Here is a 22,676-nt window from a genome sequence, read left to right on the forward strand (position 1 = left end):
GGCCGGGCAGCGACCGCACATGTCCGGCATTTCGGGAATCGGCGGGATCGGGACCGATCCCGCCGCGCCGTCACGCTTCCTTGATCTCGCAGATCGTCGCCCCCGACGTGACCGTCTGGCCGACCTGCGCGGCCAGGCCGGTGATGACGCCGGACTTGTGCGCCGTCAGCGGCTGCTCCATCTTCATGGCCTCCAGCACCACCACGGTGTCGCCCTCGGCCACCGTGTCGCCGTCGCCGGCCACGACCTTGACGATCGTGCCCTGCATCGGGGAGACCAGCGCGTCGCCGCCCGCCGCCGCCTTCTTCGCGCCGCCCGCCGCGCGCCGGGACTTCTTGGCGCCGGAGGACGCCGCCGCGCCCGCGCCCAGACCCGCGGGCAGCACGACCTCCAGCCGCTTGCCGCCGACCTCGACGGTGACCGTCTCGCGCGCCTCCGGCTCGGCGGTCTCGGTCGCTCCCGCGTACGGGGCGATGGTGTTGTCGAACTCGGTCTCGATCCACCGTGTGTGGACGGCGAACGGCTCGGAGACGAAGGCCGGGTCGGACACGACCGCCCGGTGGAACGGCAGCACCGTCGGCATGCCGTCGATCTCGAACTCGGCCAGCGCGCGCCGCGACCGCTCCAGGGCCTCCCGGCGGGTGCGGCCGGTCACGATCAGCTTGGCCACGAGCGAGTCGAACGCGCCCGGCACCGTCATGCCGGCCTCGTAGCCGCCGTCGAGCCGCACGCCGGGGCCCGACGGCGCCCGCATGGCGGTGAGCGTGCCGGGGGCGGGCAGGAAGTCGCGGCCCGCGTCCTCGGCGTTGATCCGGAACTCGATCGAGTGGCCGCGCAGCTCGGGGTCGTCGTAGCCGAGCGGCTCGCCGTCGGCGATCCGGAACATCTCGCGGACGAGGTCGACACCCGCGACCTCCTCGGTCACCGGGTGCTCGACCTGGAGACGGGTGTTGACCTCCAGGAAGGAGATGGTGCCGTCCTGGCCGACGAGGAACTCGCAGGTGCCGGCCCCCACGTAGCCGGCCTCCTTGAGGATGGCCTTGGAGCTGGAGTAGAGGATGCCGAGCTGCTCGGGGCTGAGGAAGGGCGCGGGCGCCTCCTCCACCAGCTTCTGGTGGCGGCGCTGCAGCGAGCAGTCGCGCGTGCTGACCACGACGACGTTTCCGTGGCTGTCGGCCAGGCACTGGGTCTCGACGTGCCGCGGCCGGTCGAGGTAGCGCTCGACGAAGCACTCGCCGCGGCCGAAGGCGGCCACCGCCTCGCGCACCGCAGACTCGTACAGCTCGGGGACCTCCTCCAGGCGGCGCGCGACCTTGATGCCGCGACCGCCGCCGCCGTACGCGGCCTTGATCGCGATGGGCAGGCCGTGCTCCTCGGCGAACGCGACGACCTCCTCGACCCCGGACACCGGGTCCTTGGTGCCGGCGACCAGCGGCGCGCCCACCTTCTGGGCGATGTGCCTGGCCTGCACCTTGTCGCCGAGCGCGGCGATGGCGGCGGGCGGCGGGCCGATCCAGATCAGGCCCGCGTCGATGACCGCCCGGGCGAAGCCGGCGTTCTCGGCCAGAAAGCCGTAACCGGGGTGGACCGCGTCGGCGCCGGAACGGGCGGCCACGTCGAGCAGCTTGCCGATGTCGAGGTAGGTCTCCGCGGGCGACTGACCGGCCAGGGCGTACGCCTCGTCGGCCACTTTCACGTGGAGGGCGTCGCGGTCCTGGTCGGCGTAGACGGCCACGCTGCCGAGACCGGCGTCCTTACAGGCGCGGGCCACTCGTACGGCGATCTCGCCGCGATTGGCGATGAGAACCTTCTGCACCGACATCCATCCTTCCTGGGCGAGCACTGAGGGGGAGTGTAAGTGCTCGAAAACGATCAGCTACAGGTGGGTCAGGCCAGATGGTGCTGCATTCGACCATAGCCGCTCGGTATGGAGGCCGACGTGGCGGTGAGGGCGCATCTAGGGTGAGGGCGCTTCGTCCGATCCGGCGTCCCCAATCAGGAGGTATGCGTGAGCCAGAGCATGCTCGGCGGCGACCCTGCAGAGATGCAGACGATGTCCGCTCAGTTCAAGCAGCAGTCCGAGGCCGTGCGCGCCACGATGGCGGCGCTGGACAAGGAGGCCGCCAAGGTCGGCACGGCCTGGACGGGCCCCGGCGCCCAGAAGTTCCAGGGCGCGTGGCAGAGCTACCGGACCGCCTTCCAGCGCATGACCGAGGAGCTGACCGAGGCGTCCCGGGTCATCGACACCTATCGGGGCAACATCGAGTCCGCGACGCGCTGACGCGGCCATCGCGGAAGCCCCGGCGTCGCCGGGGCTTCCCGCGCGCGCGAAACGGGCACGCTACGCTTTCCCGACATGATCGGTCGCGCCTTCCTGGCGAGTCTGCTGGCCCTGCACGTCGTCGCGGCGCCGGCGGTGGCCGCCGCCGCGCCTGACCAGTGCAAGCCGGAGAAGGGCACGCTCAAGCTGCCCGCCGTTGAGCCCTGGGCGCAGAAACGGCTCGACATCAAGAGCGCCTGGCGGCTGACCAGGGGCGGGGGAGTGACCGTCGCCGTCGTCGACAGCGGCGTCGACTACGGCCACCCGCAGCTGCGCATCGCCAAGATCATCGACGAGACCCACACCGGCCATCACGACTGCGTCGGCCACGGCACCGCCGTCGCGGGCATCATCGGCGCCCGCTACCTGGAAGGGGTGCCCTTCCACGGCGTCGCGCCCGACGTCAGGATCGTGATGGTCAAGCAGAGCAACAAGCCCCAGGGCAGCATCAGCAAGCTGGTCGACGCGATCAACAACGCCGTCGACGCCAAGGCCGACGTGATCAACGTGTCCGTCCGCGCCTCCGACCATCCGGCGCTGAGGGCCGCGGTCCAGCGGGCGCTGGCCGACGACATCGTCGTGGTGGCCGCCGCCGGGAACGTCACCGGCCCGGACGACGAGGACGTGCCGGCCTACCCCGCCTCCTACGAGGGCGTCCTGTCGGTCGGCGGGGCCGGGCCCGACGGCGGCCGGGTCGACTCCTCCAACGCCGCCACCCCGGTCGGCGTCATCGGCCCCGGCATCGACATCACCGCCCCCTGGCCGGGGCGCAGCTACATGCGCGGCCTGGAGGGCACGAGCTACGCCACCCCGTACGTCGCGGGCACGGCCGCGCTGGTCCGGGCCCGCTTCCCTCAGCTCAACCAGGAGCAGGTGCGCCGCCGCATCGTCGCCACCGCCGACGGCACGGCGGGCACGGGCACCGGGGCCGGCATGGTGAACCCGGTGCTCGCGGTCACGGCGGTGCTGCCCTACGAGGCCGCGAACGTGCCGGTGGTCGCCGAACCGCCGCCGTCCGCGCTCCCGGCCGACGCGATCGCCAAGGTGCCTCCCCGCGACGAGACCGCCGTCGCCGTCGCCGCCGTCATCGGGGCGGGCGCGCTGATCGCCGCCACGCTGGTCGGCGCCCTCGCGGTGCTCGTCCCGCTCGGCCGGAGGCGAGGCTGGCGCGCCGGTCGCGGCCTTGATCACAAATTGTGAATGAATTCGGTAAAGGCTGATGAAAGTACTGATACAAAAGGGGCAGATGCGGTTGAATGTCCCTTCGAGATCTTGCCTTTAGTGAAGGGACGCAGATGCACCCCCTGCGGCCGGGTGATCCCGAAAAGCTCGGCGCGTACGTCATCTCAGGACGCTTGACCGATGGGCCGCGAGGCTCGGCCTTCCTCGGCAAGGAGTCCGACGACGCGCCATGGAGAGTCGTCAAGTTATTGCCTTCCTCCGAGGCGGGCAGCGATGACCTCGCCCGTCACACCGGAGTGCAGCGCGTGTCCAGCGCCTCCGTCGCCAGGACCCTGGAGGCGGGCACGTACGAGAACCACGTCTACGTGGCGCGCGAGCACGTCGAAGGACGCAGCCTCGCGGAGGTCGTGGCCGAGGACGGCCCCCTCGACGCCGACGCGGTCGAGCGGGTGGCCGTCGGCACGCTCACCGCGCTGACCGCGATCCACCTGGCGGGCATCACGCACCGCGGGCTCACGCCGCACAACGTGATCCTCGGGGGCGACGGCCCCCGAGTGACCGACATCGACCTCGGCGAGCCCGCCGGGGAGCTCGGCTACCGAGCGCCGGAGCAGATCCGGGGCCTGGCGTACGGGCCCTACGCCGACATCTTCGCCTGGGCCGCGACGGTGGTGTTCGCCGCGACCGGCCGGCCCCCGTTCGGCCAGGACGAGGACGCCGTGCTCAACGGGCAGCCGGAGCTGGGCGAGCTGGCCGAGCCGCTGCGCCGGGTGGTCATGTCCGCCCTCGCCAAGAACGTCGCCCAGCGCCCGACCACGGACATGGCGCTGCTGCAGCTCCTCGGCGACAAGCGCGGCACCGCCCTGGCCACCCAGAAGCCGCCGTCCCAGCCGATCGAGGGTGTCCCCGTGCCGGGCGTGCCCGTGGCGGGCGTCGTCCTTCCGGGCGTGCCCGTGGCGGGCGCCGTCCTTCCGGGCGTGCCGGTGGCCGGGGGTCCCGTGCCGGGCGCCGCGCTTCCGGGCGTGCCCGTGGCGGGCATGCCTCCGCAGCAGGTTCCGCCGGCGCAGAACTGGGGACCGCCTCTGGAGCCGCAGCAGGCGGCGCTCCCGCCCGGGTCCCACCCGGCGCCCGGCCCCGCCTGGGAGGCGCCGCGCGAGCAGCCGCCGCAGGTGGCCGTGCCCGCGCAGACCGTTTCCGCGACGCCCAAGCGCAAGTTCCCGATGGGGCTGGCCGCCGCCGTCGGCGCACTGGCGCTGCTGTCCGGCGCGGGCCTGTGGGGAGCCAACCACTACGCCTCGCCCGAGCGGTTCGAGCCGGCGGCCGCCGCGGGAGAGCGGGCGGACCAGCGCGGCTCGGGCACCGGCAAGGTGGAGAACGGCGTGAGCGTGCCCAGCCAGGCCCCCGCCCAGGTCGAGACACCCCCGGACCAGTCCGAAGTGGTCGTGCCGTGGGCCAGTCCCTCCAGCTCCGACCCCGACAGCGTCGGCCCGATGGTGCTGCCCAACGACTGGGAGGGCCAGGCCACCGCGACCCCTGAGCTGAGCACGGTGCCGACCCCGGCCCCGATCGTCACCCAGCCGGTCGCGCAGCCGACGGTGACCGTGACCGCTCCCGAGGCCCGGGAGGACACCCCGACCGCCACGGCCACGCCGACGCCGACGCGGTCGCGGAACATGGTCCACCCGACGGTCACCGTCACCGCCACGCCCACCCCGACCGTCACCGTCACGCCCACGCCGACCCCCACGCCGACCCCGACGCCCACGCCGACGGTCACGGTGACGGCGACCCCGAGCGTCTCCGCCACGTCGACCCAGGCACAGCCGGTGCAGAACCCGCACACGCCCGAGAAGGTCTGCGGTGAGGGCTTCAACGTCCAGCGCAGCAAGGCGTTCATCGGCGGCGAGATCTTCCTGCTCTACAACGAGAAGAGCGGTCAGGTCTGCGGTGTGACGATGAAGAGGATGGAGATCGGCAAGGCCTCCCCGGTGAGCATCACCCTCGACGTGCACGGCCATGGGAAGCCGTCCGCCACGGGCAACTTCGAGTACTACGCCGGTCCGGTCAAGCACTACGGCAAGGGCAAGTGCGTCCGGTTCTCCGGCGGCGTCGGACTCGAGACCGTGCACGACGACCTGCCCAAGTGCACCTGACCTGAGCGATGCGAAACCCCTCCGGTGCGTCCGGAGGGGTTTCGCTGTTTCGCGGCGTTTCACCGCCCGGTGACGTCAGTAGGGCCTGTAGCCGCCTCCGCGCTCCAGCGAGGCGATGCCGGGGTGCTCGGCCAGGCTGCCGTAGCGGCTGTAGGTGTAGAGCACCCCGGCGATGATGTTGTCCACCGGCTCCCGGATCTTGTCGTAGCCGGGCAGATGGTGCTTGTCGAACGTGGGCGGGATGGTCTGCATCAGCCCCTGGGACGGCACGCCGTCGCGCGCGTTCTGATCCCAGGTGTTGATGGCGTTCGGGTTGCCGCTGGACTCGTGGTGGATGATCGCCTGTTGCTTCGGCGCGGGGACGTCGCCGTACGAGGACGGCGGGCCTGCGCCGTCGCCGTTGTCCGGGGTGCCGGAGCCGGTCGGGGACGCCGAGGCGGGGGTCTGACCGCCCGGCTCCGTGGCGGGGGCGTCGTCCAAGGTGGGGCGGAAGCCGGGGACCTTGCTCCAGTCGGGCTTCTTGTCACCGGGAGTGAAGTCCGCCCCGCCGGGCTCCCTGTGGCGCTTTCCGCCCCGCGTCCACTGGACGTCGCAGCCGCCCGCGACTCCCGAGCTGAGCACCGTGCCCACGCCGGTCCTGGTGACCACCCAGCCGGTGCCGCAGCAGACCACGGCGCAGCCGACGGTGACCGTGACGGAAGACAGGAACGGGAAGCCGACGGCGCGTCCGACGAGGGCGCGGGACAGGGTCGAGCCGTCCAGGTCTGCGGCGAGGGCTTCTACGTTGCCAAGACCGCGCTGGGCAACTACGAGTACTACGCCGGCCCGGTGAAGGCGCCCGCCAAGGGCAAGTGCGTCCGCTTCGCCGGCAGCGTCGAGGACGAAGGCGTCCGCACCGGCTGGGCCAACTGCGGCTGACCCACCCGGCAGAAACCCCCTCCGGTGATCCGGAGGGGGTTTCGCGTTTTCTGACCGTTTCCCGCGCCGGAACGCCTTGCCCCGAACGCCGGAACGCCTTCCCCCGAACCCGGTCAGGGGAGGCGCGGGAGCAGGTCGGTCCTGGCGGCTTCTGCCTGGTTCTCGGCGGCGGTGATGGCCGCGAGGATGGCGTCGGCGAGGCGGCGGGCGTCCGCGCGGCTCCGGGTCAGCGGATGGACCCGCAGGTCGAGCAGGGTGCCGAGGGCGTCCGTGACGGCGACGACGCGGCCTTCGTCGGCCCTTCCGGTGAACCGGCGCGCGCGCCACTCCGCCGCCGCCCGCTCGGCCCGCCGCGCCGTGGCGATCAGCTCCTCCAAGCGGGCCATCGCCTCTTCCATCTCCCGCACCGTTCACCCCTCCCGCATGACACGCTCGACGTGGGCGGCCAGCGGATCGGTGGCGCCGTCCACCGGGCCGCCGGTCAGCTCCGTCAGCCGGTCGCCGAGTGCGCTCCGCGCCGCCGCGACGGCCTCCTTGACGGCCCAGGCCACTCCCTCGTGGTCCAGGTCGCGCAGGCCCCGAGCGTCGATGTCCAGCCCGGTCAACCGGCCGGTGCCCGAGACCCGGGCCCGGACGGCGCCGGTGGCGTCGGTGCCCTCCAGCCGCTCCCGCGCCAGCTCGTCCAGCGTGCGGGCGAGCCCGGCCGCCCAGCCGTCCACCTCACGCAGGAGGGCGGCGAGGTCGCCGTCCCAGGCGTCCGGCCCGCTCATCACGCCTCCCCTGCGGGCACCCACAGGTCCCGCACGGCGCCCGGGTCCTCGATGGTCGGCGACAACCGCAGATCGCGTGCTCCTCGCCCGGGGTCGCCGGATTCGTAGAAGGCCCCGCGCAGGTCGTTCAGCTTCAGCTCCAGCTTGTTGAGGTCGCCCTCGTACGAGTTGTAGACGTCGGCGAACTGCTTGACGAGGTTGCCGAGCGCGGTCGTGAACACGCCGACCTGGGTCATCAGGGCGACCCGGGCGACGGGCTGCGCGCTCATGGAGGTCAGGGTGCGCAGGATCGGCGCGGAGCCGGCGTACAGCCCGATGACCGACAGGTCGTACTCGAGAACCTCTTTGAACTGACCGTGCATGGCGCCGCTCATCTCGTCCCCGACCTTGCCGAGCTGGCCGAACAGGCCGTTGACGTTGAACCTGATGTACTGCTGCAGCATCCCGGCCGCCTGCCCCTTCCAGTGGGGCGAGACGTCGTCGAAATAGCCGCGCCAGAGATTCGCCCGGTCGCCCTCCAGCGAGCCGGACATCTCCTTCCAGGTCTCGCGCCGGTCGTAGAACAGGAAGGGGTTGCCCAGGTTGGCGGTGGCGGCGACGTCCATGGCGAGCGCGCCCCCGCCGAGCCCGGACAGCAGCATCGCGCCCCTGGTGGTCTGCCGCAGCGGGTTGAGCTGGGTGACCAGGCGCTTGAAGAAGCCGGGGTCGGTGCGCGTGGCGGCGGGCGGCACCTGGACGGTCCTGGTGACGTTGCCGCGGGTGTCTGTCAGGTGGAGCTGCTGGACACCCGGCGGGGGAGTGGTCCGGCCGGGGACGACCAGCCCCGAAGGCTCGGTCATCGGTGCTCCGCCCGCCGGTAGTTCAGGGCGGACCTGCTGATCTTGCCCGCGTCGGTGACGAGGACGTCGCGCAGGATGCCCGCGCTGTCGCTCCAGGTGTCGGCGATGGTGTTGAACCGGTTGACGAACATCAGGCCGACGACGGGCACCCCGGCGAGGGGAGCCAGGTTCCACCCCTCGAAGCGCGGTGTCCGCTGCCTGACCAGACCCACGCCTTCCGCGGCCTCGGTCATGGTGCCGGCGAAGCTGTCGAGGTAGCCGATGGCGGTCTCGTAGCCGGACTGGCCTGAGCCGCCCGGATCGCGGACGGGTGTGGTCCGCGTCCCGGCGGCGGTGGTGGGCAGCAGCGCCGGCGGCAGGCAGACGGGTGGCGGGCATCCGGGGGCGTGCGGGCACGGGCTGGTCAGCGCGGGCTCCTGATCAGTCGACACGTGATCTTTGTACCAGTGCGCCTCGCCGGAAATTTCGGTGTTTGCCCAGTTGAAGGGCAGTGTTCACGCCGCCGTTACTCCGTATGGGGGATCAGTACGGCTTGTAGCCGCCTCCGCGCTCCAGCGAGGCGATGCCGGGGTGCTCGGCCAGGCTGCCGTAGCGGCTGTAGGTGTAGAGCACCCCGGCGATGATGTTGTCCACCGGCTCCCGGATCTTGTCGTAGCCGGGCAGGTGGTGCTTGTCGAACGTGGGCGGGATGGTCTGCATCAGCCCCTGGGACGGCACGCCGTCGCGCGCGTTCTGATCCCAGGTGTTGATGGCGTTGGGGTTGCCGCTGGACTCGTGGTGGATGATCGCCCAGATGCGCTCGATGTCCTTCGGGTCGTTCGGATCCAGGTCGCTGACGTCCAGCCCGCGCTCTGCCAGCACCGCCGCCATCTCCGGCGACTTGATGACGGACAGCGCCTCCTTGATCCAGTCGACGACCTGTTGCTTCGGCGCGGGGACGTCGCCGTACGAGGACGGCGGGCCTGCGCCGTCGCCGTTGTCCGGGGTGCCGGAGCCGGTCGGGGACGCCGAGCCGGGGGTCTGACCGCCAGGCGAACCGGGGGACTCGCCGCCGGGCGAGGCGGGGGTCTGACCGCTCGGCTCCGTGGCGGGGGCGTCGTCCGTGGCGGGGGCGTCGTCCAAGGTGGGGCGGAAGCCGGGGACCTTGCTCCAGTCGGGCTTCTTGTCACCGGGAGTGAAGTCCGCCCCGCCGGGCTGGCGGATGTTCTGGAAGAAGCCGAAGCCGTCCTCGCCGAGCTGCTCGCCGAGCGCGGTCGCGGCGGTGGACAACGCCTTGTCCGCCTTGTTCGCGGCCGTGGTGGCCCTGCCGACAGGATCGCCGCCGAGCTTGACCTTCACGTGCTCGTCGGCCTGGGCCTGGGTGGCGTCGGGATTGGCCTTGAGGAACTCGCGGCGGGCGAACACCGCCATCTCGTGCAGTCCCTCGACGGTGCCCTGGGCCGTCCGCAGTTCGCCGGCGGCGGTGTCCAGAGCCGTGGCACAGGAGAAGAGCGCCCCCTGCAGCTTGCCGCCCGCCCCCGGATAGGCCCTCATGTAGGTGACGAAGGCGGTGGCGGACTCGCCCTGCCACGCCTTGCCGACCTCGGTCACACCCGAGGTGAGCCGGTCGGTGGAGGTGGTGACGTGGTTCCCCACCGTCCGCAGCCCGTTGGCCAGGTCGCCGATCGCCTGGAGGTCGCCGGTGACCTTCTTCCTCAGCGCGGCCAGTTCCGACACGACGCCCACGCTCAGGGCCTCTCGGCTTCGCGGAAGTTGGCGGCGACGTCGCCGAGGGAGCGTTCGACGTTCCCGAGGCGGTTGCGGGCCGCGCCGAGTTCGTCCCGTACGGCCTCCCAGACCTCGTCGACCTTGCTGGCGAGTTTCTTCGCGTTCTCCAGCTCGCCGAAGATGCCGGAGTCGGTGTCGCCCTGTGGCGCTTTCCGCCCCGCGTCCACGAACGCGTCGTCGAGGTCGAGCATGTTCCTGACCCGCAGTGCCTGCCTCCCGCACTCCTCGAGCGCCTGCACATGCACGTCGATCAAGGTCACCGGGCCTCCTGCCCAAGGTAAGCGGTCTGGATCAACCGCGAGCCGTTTCTGCGGTCCACGTAGAAGCCGCGCCCGACGGGCAGCGCCTGTGGCCGGACGTTGCCGAAGAGAGGGCCTTCGTCCCGGTTGCCGGACATGATCAGCGCCGGGCTGGCCATCTCCTTCATGCGCTGCACGGCCTGGTCGAACATGGCGCGGCTGGCGCCGCCGCTCTGCCGGGCCAGCACCAGGTGCAGGCCGATGTCGCGGGCCTGCGGCAGCAGCTCGGCCAGCGGCAGCAGCGGGTTGCTGGTGGTCGCCACGAGGTCGTAGTCGTCGACCACGATGTACAGGTCCGCGCCCTGCCACCAGCTCCGTGAGCGCAGCTGCTCCGGGGTGAGGTCGGCCGGCGGCAGCCGCTTGAGCAGCGCCGCGCGGGCGTCCTGGATCAGCTCCGTGGCGGCGGTGCTGGAGGCGGCGTAGCCGATGCGGTGGTCGGTCACCGCCGTGTCCAGCAGCGACCGCCGGTAGTCGATCACGATCATCATGGCCTCGTTCGGCGTCTTCCGCGCGACCAGGCCCTCCATGATCAGCTTCAGCACGTTGGACTTGCCGCACTCGTTGTCGCCGAACACGACGAAGTGGGGGTCGGTCTCGAAGTCGAGGGCGACGGGGGACAGCGACGCCTCGTCGATGCCGATCGCGATCCGGTTCGGCCCCGTCTGCTCCGGGCCCGGCAGGCCGGCCGCGGGCAGCAGCGCGGGCAGCAGCCGCACCGGCGCCGCCGAAGGCCCCTGCCACGACTGCCGTACGGCCTCGACGAGTGAGCGCATGCCGTCGGAGGCGTCGTTCGCGGTCCGCTGCCCGTCGATGCGCGGCAGCGCCGCGAGGAAGTGCATGCCGTCCCTGGTCAGGCCGCGTCCCGGCACGCCGTCCGGCACGGCGAGCGACGCCTTCCTGCTGATCTCCGACTCGTACGCGTCGCCCAGCTTGAACTCGATCCTGGTGCCGAACAGGTCACGGATGCTGGGCCGGAACTCCGACCACTTGTTGGTCGCGGCCACCACGTGGATGCCGTATCCCAGGCCGCGCGCCGCCAGGTCGGTGATCACGGCCTCCAGGCTCTCGAACTCCTGCCGGATCGTCAGCCATCCGTCCACGACCAGGAACACGTCGCCGAAGCCGTCGCCCTGGAGGCTGCCGTCCGCGACCATCCGGCGGTAGGTGGCGATGGAGTCGACGCCGTTCTCGGCGAAGCTCCGCTCGCGCTGGTGCAGGATGCCCGACACTTCGGCCACCGTCCGGCGCACCCGCTCGGCGTCGAGCCTGGTGGCCACGCCGCCCACGTGCGGCAGCCCTTCCAGCGTGGCCAGGCCGCCGCCGCCGAAGTCCAGGCAGTAGAACTGCACCTCGCGCGGCGTGTGGATGAGCGCCAGGCTGGAGACGAGCGTGCGCAGCACGGTGCTCTTGCCGCTCTGCGGGCCGCCGGCCACGCCGACGTGCCCGGCCGCGCCGGACAGGTCCAGCCAGTACGGGTCACGCCGCTGCTCGAAGGGCTTGTCGATGATGCCGATGACGGCGTGCAGCGTTCCCCTGCCGCTCCAGCCGGGTGTGGACAGGCCCAGCTCCGGCGTCACCGAGAGCTGCGGCAGCAGGTGCCCCAGCGTGGGCGGCTCGCCGAGCGGGGGCAGCCAGATGCGGTGCGCCGCCGGGCCGTGCCCCTGCAGGCGCCGCACCAGGATGTCGAGCAGGCTGTTCTGCGGGGAGCGTTCGTCCACCTCGGCCGCCGGCGCCTCCCGGGGCTTCTTCGGCATGACGGGGAGCGGCACGTACGCCGAGCCGTACTCGACGATCTGCCGCAGGATGGTGTGGCCCTCGTCGTCGCCCGCGTGGCGGTTGTCCGACTGGTAGGAGCCGGAAACGTACGCGGCCTTGAATCGGGTCATGCCGGTGGTGTCGAACTTGAGGTAGCCGTTGCCCGGCGCGGAGGGCAGCTCGTAGGCGTCGGCCACGCCCAGCACGACCCGGCTCTCCATGGCGGAGAACGTCCGCAGGCCGATCCGGTACGACAGGTGGGTGTCCAGGCCGCGCAGCCGCCCTTCCTCCAGGCGCTGCGAGGCCAGCAGCAGGTGCACGCCGAGCGAGCGGCCCAGGCGGCCGATCATGACGAACAGCTCGATGAACTCCGGCTTGGCCGACAGCAGCTCGCTGAACTCGTCCAGCACCACGAACAACGTCGGCAGGGGCGTCAGCTCCGCGCCCTGTTCCCTGGCCCGCTCGTAGTCGCGCAGCGAGGCGTAGTTGCCGGCCGAGCGGAGCAGCTCCTGGCGGCGCACCATCTCACCGTGCAGCGCGTCGTACATGCGGTCGACCAGCGGGAGCTCGTCCTCCAGGTTGGTGATGACGGCCGAGACGTGGGAGAGCGAGTCCAGCCCCAGGAAGGTCGCGCCGCCCTTGAAGTCGACCAGGACGAAGTTCAGGATCTCGGACGAGTGCGTGACCGCCAGGCCCAGCACCAGCGTGCGCAGCAGCTCGGACTTGCCGGAGCCGGTCGCGCCGATCACCAGCCCGTGCGGCCCCATGCCGCCCTGCGCGGACTCCTTGATGTCCAGCTCGACGACGCGGCCGTCGGCGCCGAGCCCGATGGGCACGCGCAGCCTGTTGCGGCCGGCCCGGGGCCGCCAGGCGAGCGACGGGTCCAGGATGGTGGGGTCGCCGATGCCGAGCAGGTCGGTGAGCGTGGTGTTGGCCGACAGCACGTCCTCGGCCTCGCCCACGGCCGACGCCGAGGCGCGCAGCGGCGCGAGCTGCCGGGCCAGGCCCTCGGCCCGCAGGTAGTCGAGCCGGTCGGGATCGCCGAGCCGGGTGCGGTGCTCCTTGCCGGTGTGGTCGATCTTGACCATGTGGAACCCGTCGGGCTGGACGTCCAGCCGCAGCGTGCTCTTCTCCTCGACCTCCGAGGTGCCGCGGGACAGGTCGATGACCGTCACGCCCTGGATGGCGTCGCTGCCGAGCTGCGAGTCCTGCGGCACGTGCCCGCCGTCCACGATGAGCACGTGGTACGGCAGCGCCTCCGCGGCGGCCCCGGGCCGGAAGCGGGCGCGCTCCTTGAGCTCGCCGCCGACCAGCCGGTCCAGCTCGGCCAGGTTCTCGGTCATCAGCCGTACCTGACCGGCCGCGTCGGCCTCCTCGGGGTGCAGCGCGTGCGGCAGCCACTTGACCCACTCCCAGTGCGGCATCGTCTCCGCCCCGGCGCACACCATGATCCGCATGTCGTCGGGCGAGTGGAAGACGGTGAGCTGCGCGATCATGGATCGGATCAGGTCGCGCACGGTGGTGGGGTCGCCGGTGACGCGGATCCTGGCGAACGAGCCGAGCGCCACGGCGACCGGCAGCCCGGCCACCGTCGAGTGCGCCCTGATGAACCTGCGCAGCGCGCCGGCCGCCAGCGCGTCCAGGTCCTCGACCGGCTTGGAGTCCGGCGGGATGAGCTGGATGGCGAGCTTCTGGACGCCGGTGCCGAGCCGTACGGTGGCGAAGTCCTCGTCGCGTGAGCGCCGTTCCCACAGCCGGGGGCCGAGGGCGATCCACCAGAGGGCCTCGGGCTCGGGGCCGCTCCACTCCAGGGCCTCGCGCTGCTGCTTGGCCGCGCGCCGGGTCCGCTTGCGCACCTGGCCCAGGTAGCGGAAGTAGTCGCGGCGGGCGCCGTTGAGCCGGTACTTGCGTTCGCCGACCTGGCGGGCGATCTGGCCCGCCGTCATGCCGAGCATGGACAGTGCGAACAGGCCGCTGGCCACGTACATGATCGGGTTGGCGTTGCCGAACGCGGTGAACATCAGGGCCATCGCGGCCGCGCCCGCCAGCATGGGCAGATAGGTCAGGACCATGGCGAAGCCCTGCGGCTGCACCTCCGGGATCTCGGGAGGTGATTCGAGTAACACCTCCCCGCGCGGGGGCTGGGGACCTGGGCGCCTCTCGGGGCGGCGCACGACGACGATGCTCATCGTGACGTTCTTACCAGATGCGACCAGATATGTTCTCTGTTGTCCGTGACCATTGGTGGGGACGGAGAGTTGGAAATGGGACAAATTGTTCAAGGACCTCCGCCTGGATCGCCGACCCCGATCCCCGGAGTTCCGGTCGGCCAGCCCCCGCATTACGGTCCGCCCCAGGGATTCCACGGGCCGGCCGGGTTCTCCGGACCTCCCGGGCCGCCGCGGGGACCGATCCAGCAGGGCGCCCTGGCGCAGGTGCCGGTGCCCCTGCCGGCCCAGTGCCACCTGACGATCGTGGGCCCCCGCCGCAAGGCGGACCTCTCGCTGCCCGCCGACATCCCGCTGCCGAACGTGATGCCCAGCCTGCTGCGCGCCCTGGGCGAGGTGAACGGCGAGGCCGCCGCGGCGCCCGGCTGGACGCTGCAACGGCTCGGCGGCGCGCCGCTCGACCTCGGGCAGAGCCTGGGATCGCTGGGGGTGCTCGACGGGGAGATCCTCTACCTCCGGCCGCGTACGGCCACCCTGCCGCCCGCCCTGTACGACGACGTGGCCGACGTGGTGGCCTCCGGGGTGCGCCGCAGAGGCACCTGGACGCCCGCGCACACCAGGATCGTCGGCGCCGGCGGCGCCCTGGGGCTGCTCGTGCTGGGCGCCACCGGCCTGGCGCTGTCCGGCATGCCCGCGCTGACCGTCACCATCGTGGCCGGGGTGCTGGCGCTGCTGCTGATCGTCACGGCCACCCTGCTGTCCCGGGCGGTCGGCGACTCCATGGCCGGAGCCCTGATCGGACACGCGGCTCTGCCGTACGCGTTCGTGGCGGGCCTGTTCGCCCCCGGGAACTCTCTGGGCTTCGGCACCCCGCACCTGCTCGCGGCGCTGGCCTGCACGGCCATGGCGGCCGCCGTGGCCGGTGCGCTGATCTCCGACGGCTTGCCCGGATTCCTCGGCATCGCCGGGGTCGCCACCGTGGGCGGAATCTGCTCGGCGATCATCATGGTGTGGTCGCCGCCGCCGGCGGGAGTGGCGGGGATGGCCATGGCCCTGCTGCTGGCGCTCAGCCCGCTGGTGCCCACCCTGTCGTTCCGGATGGCCAAGGTGCCGCTGCCGGCCCTGCCGACCACCGCCGAGGAGCTCCGCAGCGACAACCAGCGGCTGGACGCCGAGGCCATCCAGGAGCGCACGAAGGCGGCCCAGGGCTACGTCACCGGCCTGATCGTCATGATCGGGCTCTCGGCGCTGGTCACCCTGGTGCTGCTGGTGCTCCACGAGGGCTGGGTGGCGGACCTCATGACGGCGTCCCTGTCACTCACGCTCATCATGCGGGCCCGGGTGTTCCTCGGGCTCGGCCAGCGCCTCTGGCTGATCGGCGTGGGCCTGTCCGGGCTGGCCATGCTGGCGATGTCGATGGTCGGCCAGGGCGGGATCGTCGGCTCGGTCTCCGTGGCCATCGGGATCCTGTGGCTGGCGCTGATGTGCGTGGGCATCGGGCTCTGGCTGGCCACGGGGAAGCCGTCGCCGTTCTGGGGGCGCGCGGCCGACATCCTCGACATGGCGCTGATCGTCCAGCTCTTTCCGCTCGCGCTGGGCGTCCTGGACGTCTACACGTGGGTGCGCGGTCTGTCCGGCTGATCCGTAGGGGAGGTTGAGTGATGCAGGGATTCGGCGACTTCGCCAACATCGACGTCGAAAAGCTGATCAAGGGCATGGATCAGCAGCTCGCCGGGCTGGAGCGGTTCCAGCGGAGCGTCGGCGACTGCGTGGGCAAGGCCGAGGACGAGGACGGCTTCGTCTCGGTGGTGTACGACACGTCCGGTGTGCGCGATCTCACACTTCATCCCAAGGCCATGCGGATGAGCTCGGGCGAGCTCGCCGACCTGATCAAGACCGTGCTGGCCGAGGCCGCGGCCGACTTCCAGCGGAACTTCGCCGAACTGGCCGGGGAGGTGTTCGGGGAGGAGGACAACCCCATGAAGATGGGTGATCCCCAGGCGTTGTCCGCCCAGCTCAAGGAAGTGGAGGCGGTCCACGACCGGGCGTTCACCGACGTCATGGCCGAACTCGACCGCATCCGCCGCCGGTTGGACCTCTGACGCCCGCCCACACTGTCGCCATTTCTGGCGTCCCCGGCCTGTCACCAGCATGTTCACCGAAAAGTCGCCACAGCGCTGCCGATCCGTGATCTGACGTTTCTGGGAATGTTGGGGTTGATGTTGATTAACATGCCATTTGATGTTGATCGCGGGGATAGTCAGGTTCCTTCCTGACTGGGCATCCCCGTGACAGACCAGGCCATCTCGACTTGGAGGTCCAGTGGCACTGTACGGGGCGAGTCCCGCACAACTTCAGACCGCGGCAGGGCACTGCGAGAAGACCGCGCAGCAGATCGAAGCCATGCGGCAGCGGGTCGAGCAGATCAAGGGTGATCTCACCACGCAGGGCTGGAAGGGTGGCGCCGCGCAGCGGTTCGCTCAGGCGCTGACCGCGTGGGACGGCGAGTTCAAGCAGGTCATCAAGATCCTTGAGGACATCTACGACAGGCTCAACATGGGTGCCGGCGTCTACCGCAACGCCGCCGAGCAGAACATGGACATCGCCGGCAACTTCACCGGCGGCGGTCAGGGCGGCCGTATCGACTCCCTCATCAACACGCGCTGAGCAGGACGGACAACGCCATGGGCATGCCTGACGACTACACCTATGTTCGGTTCGCCTCGATGGAGGACGCCTACCTCCAGCTTCAGAAGATCATCACCGATCTCGACAAAGCGACCGACACCCTCTACCAGGACATCAAGCGCGAGCTCGGCGCCAGCTGGGAAGGCCAGGCCGAGCAGTTCTTCGACACCAAGCGCGCCCAGTGGAACGAGCGCGAGAAGGAAATGGGCAGGCAGCTCTTCGAAGCCGCCCAGGCGGTCAACATCGCCAAGGGCAACTACGAGAGCGCCGAGAAGCGCAACATCAGCATCTGGTCGGACTAGTCCGGTTCGTACTCCTCTCGGTCATCGCCCAGAAGCGGTGGCCGAGAGCTCTGCTGTCATAAAGGTGAGTAATGGCACAAAACGGTAACGATGGGGGCGGCGGCACGCACCTGCGGCCGGACCCCGGCCTGTTCGACGAGCGGTACAACTCGCCGGCCGCCCTGCGGACGATCGCCACGGAACTGCGCACCAGCCTCGACGCCATGCTCGGCAAGGGCGGGCGCCCCAACGGGAACATCGACCAGATCTCGACGGGCAACGGGCTCTCCGCGGCCGACATCGGCCAGTGGGACGACGCCCGCTCCCTGGCCTCGACCATCGGTTCGACCAACGCCGGCGCGAAGTTCGCCGAGGTGTACCAGAAGTTCATCGAGGCCTACCAGAGCGTGGTCGAGGCCGTCGAGACCAGTGCGGACAACCACGACCGGGCACGCCGGGCGAATGAGGGTGGATCCTGATGACCGAGGTCGTCCAGATCAAGTCCGGTGACCGTCCGTCCGGCCAGGCGCCACCGGTGAGCACGAAGAAGGCGCAGGTCAAGGGGCTTCTCGAGAACACGAACCCCTTCCTCATCGACGGCACCGGCCAGACGTACCGGGACGCCGCCACCAAGATCAACGCAGCCGTCAGCGCCCTGGAGGAACACGCCGGCCGGATCCTCGACATCTGGAAGGGACCGGACGCCAGCAAGGCGCGGCACGCGCTGGAGATGCTGCACACCTCGGGCCAGTACCTGTCGGAGAGGCTGACCCAGATGGGCGGCGCCCTGGCGACGTACGCCGGCGATCTCCAGGAGGCCCAGACGAAGGTCGACCAGGCGAAGATCCCTGCCGACACGGCCGACAACGTCTACGAGAGGATGGAGGACGCGCACGCCCGCAGGACGCTGCACGAGCTCAACCAGCAGATCGTCAAGGTCTACGACTCCAAGATCCCGGACGAGCTCGTCTTCGACCTGCCGAAGGTCACCCTCCCCGGCAGCACCGCCGAGACCCAGAACGTGACCTACCCCACGGGGTCCGGAACCCAGGGCCCGACCTTCGGCAACGGCCTCACCGACGGAAGCGCCCCCACGGGCCCGGGTTCCACGCCGGGCAGTTCCCGCCCGGACGGCTCCAACCCGGGCAGTTCCCACCCGGGCGGTTCCAACCCGGACGGCTCGACACCGGATGGCTCCAACCCGGACGGCTCGACACCGGGCGGCTCCAACCCCGACGGTTCCACCCCCGGCGGATCGGGCCCCGGCATGTCGGACCCGGCCAACCCGGACGGCTCGTCGCAGGATCCGTCCAGGAACCCCGACGGCACCGTGCCGCCGGTCATCGGCGCCGGCGAGACGACCACCACGGACGGCTCGCGGACAACGGACCCGCGCCTGACGGACCTGGCGACCACCGCGCCGACCATGACCACCCCGTTCACGCCCACCACGACCACCCCCTTCACGCCCACCACGACGTTCTCGCCGTCGCCGTTCACCCCCACCACCGCGGTGAACCCGCCCGGCACCCTCACTCCCATGGGCACGCCCCCCGGATCGGTGATCGGCGCACCCGGAGTCCTCGGCACCACGCCCGCGAGCGGCATCGGCGCACGCGGTCTCGGCGGGGCCGCCGGCGGTCTGCCGATGATGCCGTTCATGGGCGGTGGCGGCGGCGCCGCCGGAGAGAGCGGCGGCATCGAACGGACCACGTTCCTGTCCGAGGACCCCAACTCCTGGACGTCCAGCCATGACACAACGGATCCCGTGATCGGATGAACTGATGGGCACTCCTGGGTCGGACCCTTTCCCCAATCTCGGCAACCTCGGCGGCCTCGGCGGCAAGCCGTCGTCCGGCATCTCCTTCACCAAGGGCGAACTCAAGACGGCCGGCAATTCGATCGACGGCCAGGTCGCCTCTCTCGACGGCCTTGCTCAGAACAACGGGAAATTGAGGGTGCCCTGGCCCCACTTCGGGGTGCTCGGCTGGGGTGTGCACAGCGCTCATGAGTCGGCGATCCAGTCGCAGGCTCAAGCGCTGCAGCGGGCCAGGGAGGCGCTCGCGAGCTGGAAACCGGCACTCCACGCGGCCGACGAGAACTACCGCAAGGCCGACGACAACAGCAACCCGAACCTGCCGATCGGGCCGGGCCAGACGCCCCAGCTCCCCAAGATGCCCGCAGCGGACCTGCCCAAGAACCAGGCTCCCAAGCTGGGGGACATGGACCTGCCGCAGACCCCGGTGCCGACCACGCCGCTGCCGCAGGTGGACGTGCCCAATGGCGGCAATCCGCCCGGCACGGACCTCCCGGGCAACCCGCCGGGAACGGACGTGCCCGGCATCAACCCCTCCACAGGTCAGCCGAACGCGAATCTGCCCAACAACGGACTCCAGGATCCGAACCTGGCCGGCAAGGATCCGGCGGACATGCGGGTTCCCGATCTTGACTCGGCGCTGAACAATCCGAACAAGACCGACCTGTCGTCCTACCAGCCGCCTGCCACCCCGCAGGTGCCGTCCATCGACCCGAACCTCGCCAACCGCCTCAACCCGAACTCCCTCGGCATGAGCCCGGGCACCGGACTCACTCCCGGCACCACCGGGATCGCCCCCGGCGTCTCCGGGCTGAGCCCCGGTGGGATCGGCGCGAACGGGCTCACACCCGGCGCGGCGGGGGCGCGCCTCGCGGGCGCTCCCGGCATGCCGATGATGCCGATGATGCCCATGGGAGGCGCGGGCGCGGGCGGCAAAGAGGAGCGCGACCGTGACCAGACCGTCGGGCTGTCCGAGGACGAGGGCGTCTGGGGAGACGACGAGGACCTCGCGCCTCAGGTGATCGGTCAGGAGGACCTGTGAGCATCTACAAGGAGACGTACATGGCCGCGGCCACCATGGCCACGGTCGCAGCCCCCATGATCATGCGCCCGTGGGCGTTCTATGTCGCCGCCGCGCTCGGCACCATGATCTCCGATCCCGAAGGGATGATGGAGTCGGCCAAGGAATGGAAGGTGAACGACCTCGTCCAACTGGACGGGGAGATCGAGACTCTGAAGACCACGCTCAAGGACAAGGGGACCTGGGAGGGCGAGGCGTTCGAGGCCTTCGACAAGGTCCACACGAGCTTCAAGGAGTCGCTCAAGAACCTCAACGAGAGCAGGAACGCCACCGGCGAAGCCGTCGACTCGACGGCCGGCTTCTACAAGGTCGGGGCCTTCGTCTGCTCGGCCATCGCCGTCGGCATGATGGCGTACGGGGTCTGGAAGATGGCCGCGAGAAGCAATCCGGTCACGGCCGCGGCCGCGGAAGCGACGGACGCCGCCGTGGCCACGCCCGTGACCAACACCGTGAAGTCCATGCTCAAGAAGCACGGAATCGCTGTCGCGAGCCTCGTCGGGCTCCTGAGCATGCTCAAAATTCAGACGGAGAGCGCCGGCAAGGTCTTCCCCACGCTCAAGGCCATCCCGACCGAGATGTCCCTGATGCAGAGCGGCGGTTCGAAGCCGTTCATGAACGACGGCATGACCTATGACGACAACGTCGGCACCCTCCTGCCGAAGATGGACGAGTCGCTCACCCGGCCGGGCGGAGGTCTTCCGCTCTGACAGCCGGGGCGATCACTGACTGGTCTGCCCCGGTGTGACGGACTGCACGTCCTGGACCGGGACCCGCGCCGCCGCCGGGTCAAGGAGGGGCCCGTCCGGGATCAGCCGCAGCAGGTGGGCGGGCACGGGTGCGACGTCCGCGGCGTCGTACCCGAGCTTGCCCACCAGGTCCCCCGAGATCAGCCGGAACCGCTTGCCCTGGTCGGTGATGAGCGAGTACTGGTTCACCGCCGACAACTGCCCGTCGCCGGGCAGGGTTCCGGCCAGCACCGCGCCGCCCGGCGGCAGCAGCACCTGGTCGACCTTGTCCACGCCGGCGCTCGCGCCCGGGGTCGGGATGCCGATCCGGCTGCCCGTGGTCAGCACGGCCTTGGCCGAGCCCTTCACGGTGTCCTGGTAGACCGCGCAGAGCGGCGCCGACATGCCCGGGGTGCGGAACTGCGGCATCGTGGCCGGGAGGCCGCTGTCGAGCAGGCGCTGCCCGGCCGCCCTTGCCGCGTTGGCGGTCGCCGCGTCGATCACGGTCTCGCGGACGGGCAGCCTGCCGTAGGCCCTCTTGCTCACCGGGTCCAGCAGGATGAGCCGCGCCTGCGTCTGGTCGATCGGGGCGAGCCCGTCGGCGAGCAGCACGTACCACCGCTCACTCGCGCCCGCCACGGACTCCACCTTGTACACCCGTCCCACCCGGGACGCCCGCCCGTCCGGCCCGCGGACCGATTTGCCCCGCTGGCCGATGGCGGGCGGGACGAAGTCGACGCCAGCCGGGATGGCGTTGATCCACGAGGCCGGGACCCGGCGCGGCGTCTGGTCGGTGAGCCGGCTCACGTTGGGCGCCCGCATGCGGTGGTTGGCCCAGAGCACCCAGTCCTGCCGGCCGTCGTTGACGACCAGGGCGTCGTCGCCCACGGGGGTTCCGCCCAGTTCGGTCCCCGCCACCAGCGTCACGTACGGCTTGCGCACCCCCGCCGCGTCCTTGCCCTCCACTACGCACGCCGACCAGGGGCCTTTCACCAGCCGCTCCCGGGCGGGCAGCGAGTCGGGAGCGCCCTGGATCCCCACCTTCTGCCCGCGGGCGAAGCCGGCCAGCGACTCGGCGGACACCGTTCTGACCTTGATGTCCTGGTCGTCCAGGAGCAGGCGGGCGGACACGTAGTTGGCCACCGGCTGCAGCTTGCCGGACTGCTGGTTGTAGACGTAGGAGGCGCCGGTCTCCTCCTCGACCAGCAACTGCCCGGCGTCGGTCAGCTTGGTGGCGTTCCCCGGGTTGAGCAGCCCCCAGATGCCGAACGCGGCGATGATCAGAACGCCCACCAGGATCCCGGCGAACGTCGCGACGTTCTGACGGCGCATCGGCGACTCGGGGAGATCCGGCTCCCCTTGCAGCAGTGCCAGACCCAGCCGCTGGGTCATGAGGCGATGCGCCTGATAGAGATCCTTCTGGGTCTGCATAGCGCCACATGTTACGCAAGTTGACACTGCGTCTTCTGTACGGAAAAGGAACGGTTCGAGTAAGGTGCTTGATCAAACGGCCGACTGGGGGAGGTCTTGTGGCAGAACCGAAAGAACCCGCGGCCTGGCCCGGGTTGCAGGCTGAGCGGGACGGCGTCGGGTACGACGCCAAGAAGATCGCGAACATCGCCAGGGAACTGCGCGACGTGATGAAGCCGATCAACGGGAGCGGCTACGGCGAGAACCAGGGCTCGATCAACGATCTGCAGTCCTACGGCTCGCTCAAGGACGTGCGCGACCACCTGGCGACCATCCGCGACTTCGAGGCCGGCCAGACCTTCCAAGCCACCCTGGCCAAGGCCCACCAGGAGTTCCTCAACGCCTACGGGGACGTCCTGGAGAACTTCGGCATCGCCGTCGCCCTCGTGGAGGCGGGAGCCGGTACCTACCAGGGCACGGACATAGCCAACCAAGGGGGCTGAC

Annotated in this window: 22 protein-coding genes; 12 read left to right on the plus strand and 10 right to left on the minus strand. The window is 70.7% G+C overall.

The genetic code is table 11. The features are described 5' to 3' along the window. Positions 1–70 precede the first annotated feature (70 nt). The gene (locus tag ACQEUU_RS08465; protein WP_433062536.1) at positions 71–1,816 is read right to left on the minus strand and encodes an acetyl/propionyl/methylcrotonyl-CoA carboxylase subunit alpha; all 1,746 of its coding nucleotides are present in this window, start codon (positions 1,814–1,816) and stop codon (positions 71–73) included. A 192-nt stretch (positions 1,817–2,008) separates the two neighbouring features. On the opposite strand from ACQEUU_RS08465, the gene ACQEUU_RS08470 reads away from it, so the two are divergent. The 3 genes from ACQEUU_RS08470 (at position 2,009) to ACQEUU_RS08480 (ending at position 5,655) form a co-directional block, all read left to right on the plus strand. After that, positions 2,009–2,281, plus strand: coding sequence for a WXG100 family type VII secretion target (locus tag ACQEUU_RS08470; RefSeq protein ID WP_270153731.1), 273 nt, complete (start codon positions 2,009–2,011; stop codon positions 2,279–2,281). Between the two features lie 75 nt (positions 2,282–2,356). Beyond that, a complete protein-coding gene (locus ACQEUU_RS08475) occupies positions 2,357–3,520 on the plus strand; it encodes a S8 family serine peptidase (RefSeq protein WP_433062541.1) in 1,164 nt (387 codons plus the stop codon). A 95-nt stretch (positions 3,521–3,615) separates the two neighbouring features. Further along, positions 3,616–5,655 carry a serine/threonine protein kinase gene (locus ACQEUU_RS08480; RefSeq protein WP_433062543.1) on the plus strand — a complete coding sequence of 680 codons (2,040 nt, stop codon included), beginning with the start codon at positions 3,616–3,618 and terminating at the stop codon, positions 5,653–5,655. A gap of 75 nt (positions 5,656–5,730) precedes the next feature. On the opposite strand, the gene ACQEUU_RS08485 is transcribed toward ACQEUU_RS08480, so the two are convergent. The 8 genes from ACQEUU_RS08485 to eccCa all read right to left on the minus strand — a co-directional run bounded on the left by ACQEUU_RS08485 (position 5,731) and on the right by eccCa (position 14,192). Next, a complete protein-coding gene (locus ACQEUU_RS08485) occupies positions 5,731–6,327 on the minus strand; it encodes a transglycosylase SLT domain-containing protein (protein ID WP_433062546.1) in 597 nt (198 codons plus the stop codon). A gap of 359 nt (positions 6,328–6,686) precedes the next feature. Next, entirely contained in the window at positions 6,687–6,971 is a 285-nt protein-coding gene (locus ACQEUU_RS08490) for a YbaB/EbfC family nucleoid-associated protein (RefSeq protein ID WP_433071780.1), read from the minus strand. 12 nt (positions 6,972–6,983) lie between these two features. Beyond that, the gene (locus ACQEUU_RS08495) at positions 6,984–7,343 is read right to left on the minus strand and encodes a YbaB/EbfC family nucleoid-associated protein (RefSeq protein WP_433062548.1); all 360 of its coding nucleotides are present in this window, start codon (positions 7,341–7,343) and stop codon (positions 6,984–6,986) included. Continuing rightward, positions 7,343–8,182, minus strand: coding sequence for a hypothetical protein (locus tag ACQEUU_RS08500; protein ID WP_433062551.1), 840 nt, complete (start codon positions 8,180–8,182; stop codon positions 7,343–7,345). Before ACQEUU_RS08500 ends, ACQEUU_RS08495 begins: the two co-directional genes overlap by 1 nt. After that, a complete protein-coding gene (locus tag ACQEUU_RS08505; RefSeq protein ID WP_433062553.1) occupies positions 8,179–8,613 on the minus strand; it encodes a hypothetical protein in 435 nt (144 codons plus the stop codon). The genes ACQEUU_RS08500 and ACQEUU_RS08505 overlap by 4 nt, the downstream gene beginning before the upstream one ends. Before the next feature lie 91 nt (positions 8,614–8,704). Continuing rightward, positions 8,705–9,898: a transglycosylase SLT domain-containing protein gene (locus ACQEUU_RS08510; RefSeq protein WP_433062555.1), complete on the minus strand. Its 1,194-nt coding sequence runs from the start codon at positions 9,896–9,898 to the stop codon at positions 8,705–8,707. Positions 9,899–9,909: 11 nt separating this feature from the next. After that, the gene (locus ACQEUU_RS08515; RefSeq protein ID WP_433062557.1) at positions 9,910–10,209 is read right to left on the minus strand and encodes a hypothetical protein; all 300 of its coding nucleotides are present in this window, start codon (positions 10,207–10,209) and stop codon (positions 9,910–9,912) included. After that, complete coding sequence (gene eccCa / locus ACQEUU_RS08520) at positions 10,206–14,192, minus strand: type VII secretion protein EccCa (protein ID WP_433062559.1); 3,987 nt, start codon at positions 14,190–14,192, stop codon at positions 10,206–10,208. Before eccCa ends, ACQEUU_RS08515 begins: the two co-directional genes overlap by 4 nt. 246 nt (positions 14,193–14,438) lie before the next feature. On the opposite strand from eccCa, the gene eccD reads away from it, so the two are divergent. The 8 genes from eccD (at position 14,439) to ACQEUU_RS08560 (ending at position 20,744) form a co-directional block, all read left to right on the plus strand. Continuing rightward, a complete protein-coding gene (gene eccD / locus ACQEUU_RS08525; RefSeq protein WP_433062562.1) occupies positions 14,439–15,812 on the plus strand; it encodes a type VII secretion integral membrane protein EccD in 1,374 nt (457 codons plus the stop codon). Positions 15,813–15,832: 20 nt separating this feature from the next. Beyond that, positions 15,833–16,273 carry a YbaB/EbfC family DNA-binding protein gene (locus tag ACQEUU_RS08530; protein WP_433062565.1) on the plus strand — a complete coding sequence of 147 codons (441 nt, stop codon included), beginning with the start codon at positions 15,833–15,835 and terminating at the stop codon, positions 16,271–16,273. 220 nt (positions 16,274–16,493) lie between these two features. Beyond that, positions 16,494–16,838, plus strand: coding sequence for a WXG100 family type VII secretion target (locus tag ACQEUU_RS08535; protein WP_433062568.1), 345 nt, complete (start codon positions 16,494–16,496; stop codon positions 16,836–16,838). Between the two features lie 17 nt (positions 16,839–16,855). After that, complete coding sequence (locus ACQEUU_RS08540; protein ID WP_270158068.1) at positions 16,856–17,161, plus strand: WXG100 family type VII secretion target; 306 nt, start codon at positions 16,856–16,858, stop codon at positions 17,159–17,161. A gap of 71 nt (positions 17,162–17,232) precedes the next feature. After that, positions 17,233–17,619, plus strand: coding sequence for a hypothetical protein (locus tag ACQEUU_RS08545; RefSeq protein WP_433062574.1), 387 nt, complete (start codon positions 17,233–17,235; stop codon positions 17,617–17,619). Further along, positions 17,619–18,920 carry a WXG100 family type VII secretion target gene (locus ACQEUU_RS08550; RefSeq protein ID WP_433062576.1) on the plus strand — a complete coding sequence of 434 codons (1,302 nt, stop codon included), beginning with the start codon at positions 17,619–17,621 and terminating at the stop codon, positions 18,918–18,920. The genes ACQEUU_RS08545 and ACQEUU_RS08550 overlap by 1 nt, the downstream gene beginning before the upstream one ends. 4 nt (positions 18,921–18,924) lie before the next feature. After that, a complete protein-coding gene (locus ACQEUU_RS08555; RefSeq protein ID WP_433062579.1) occupies positions 18,925–19,998 on the plus strand; it encodes a hypothetical protein in 1,074 nt (357 codons plus the stop codon). Beyond that, positions 19,995–20,744 (plus strand): WXG100 family type VII secretion target, encoded by a 750-nt coding sequence (locus ACQEUU_RS08560; protein ID WP_433062582.1) that lies wholly within the window; start codon positions 19,995–19,997, stop codon positions 20,742–20,744. Before ACQEUU_RS08555 ends, ACQEUU_RS08560 begins: the two co-directional genes overlap by 4 nt. Positions 20,745–20,756: 12 nt before the next feature. Here the strand turns inward: ACQEUU_RS08560 and eccB are convergent, their stop codons facing one another. Continuing rightward, on the minus strand, positions 20,757–22,193 hold the full coding sequence (eccB, locus tag ACQEUU_RS08565; RefSeq protein WP_433062585.1) for a type VII secretion protein EccB: 1,437 nt from the start codon (positions 22,191–22,193) through the stop codon (positions 20,757–20,759). A 98-nt stretch (positions 22,194–22,291) separates the two neighbouring features. Here eccB and ACQEUU_RS08570 point away from each other — a divergent pair, with 98 nt between their 5' ends. Further along, entirely contained in the window at positions 22,292–22,675 is a 384-nt protein-coding gene (locus tag ACQEUU_RS08570; protein WP_433062588.1) for a hypothetical protein, read from the plus strand. The last annotated feature ends 1 nt before the right edge of the window (position 22,676 follow it).

The sequence above is a fragment of the Nonomuraea sp. CA-218870 genome, assembly GCF_050936535.1.
GTDB lineage: Bacteria > Actinomycetota > Actinomycetes > Streptosporangiales > Streptosporangiaceae > Nonomuraea > Nonomuraea corallina.

Bases quoted from the DNA above. Each gene is read 5' to 3' on its own strand.
- ACQEUU_RS08475 (WP_433062541.1), top strand. From the start codon at position 2,357: ATGATCGGTCGCGCCTTCCTGGCGAGTCTGCTGGCCCTGCACGTCGTC.
- ACQEUU_RS08480 (WP_433062543.1), top strand. From the start codon at position 3,616: ATGCACCCCCTGCGGCCGGGTGATCCCGAAAAGCTCGGCGCGTACGTC.
- ACQEUU_RS08490 (WP_433071780.1), bottom strand. From the start codon at position 6,971: ATGGAAGAGGCGATGGCCCGCTTGGAGGAGCTGATCGCCACGGCGCGG.
- ACQEUU_RS08495 (WP_433062548.1), bottom strand. From the start codon at position 7,343: ATGAGCGGGCCGGACGCCTGGGACGGCGACCTCGCCGCCCTCCTGCGT.
- ACQEUU_RS08500 (WP_433062551.1), bottom strand. From the start codon at position 8,182: ATGACCGAGCCTTCGGGGCTGGTCGTCCCCGGCCGGACCACTCCCCCG.
- eccCa (WP_433062559.1), bottom strand. From the start codon at position 14,192: ATGAGCATCGTCGTCGTGCGCCGCCCCGAGAGGCGCCCAGGTCCCCAG.
- ACQEUU_RS08530 (WP_433062565.1), top strand. From the start codon at position 15,833: ATGCAGGGATTCGGCGACTTCGCCAACATCGACGTCGAAAAGCTGATC.
- ACQEUU_RS08540 (WP_270158068.1), top strand. From the start codon at position 16,856: ATGGGCATGCCTGACGACTACACCTATGTTCGGTTCGCCTCGATGGAG.
- ACQEUU_RS08545 (WP_433062574.1), top strand. From the start codon at position 17,233: ATGGCACAAAACGGTAACGATGGGGGCGGCGGCACGCACCTGCGGCCG.
- ACQEUU_RS08550 (WP_433062576.1), top strand. From the start codon at position 17,619: ATGACCGAGGTCGTCCAGATCAAGTCCGGTGACCGTCCGTCCGGCCAG.
- ACQEUU_RS08555 (WP_433062579.1), top strand. From the start codon at position 18,925: ATGGGCACTCCTGGGTCGGACCCTTTCCCCAATCTCGGCAACCTCGGC.
- eccB (WP_433062585.1), bottom strand. From the start codon at position 22,193: ATGCAGACCCAGAAGGATCTCTATCAGGCGCATCGCCTCATGACCCAG.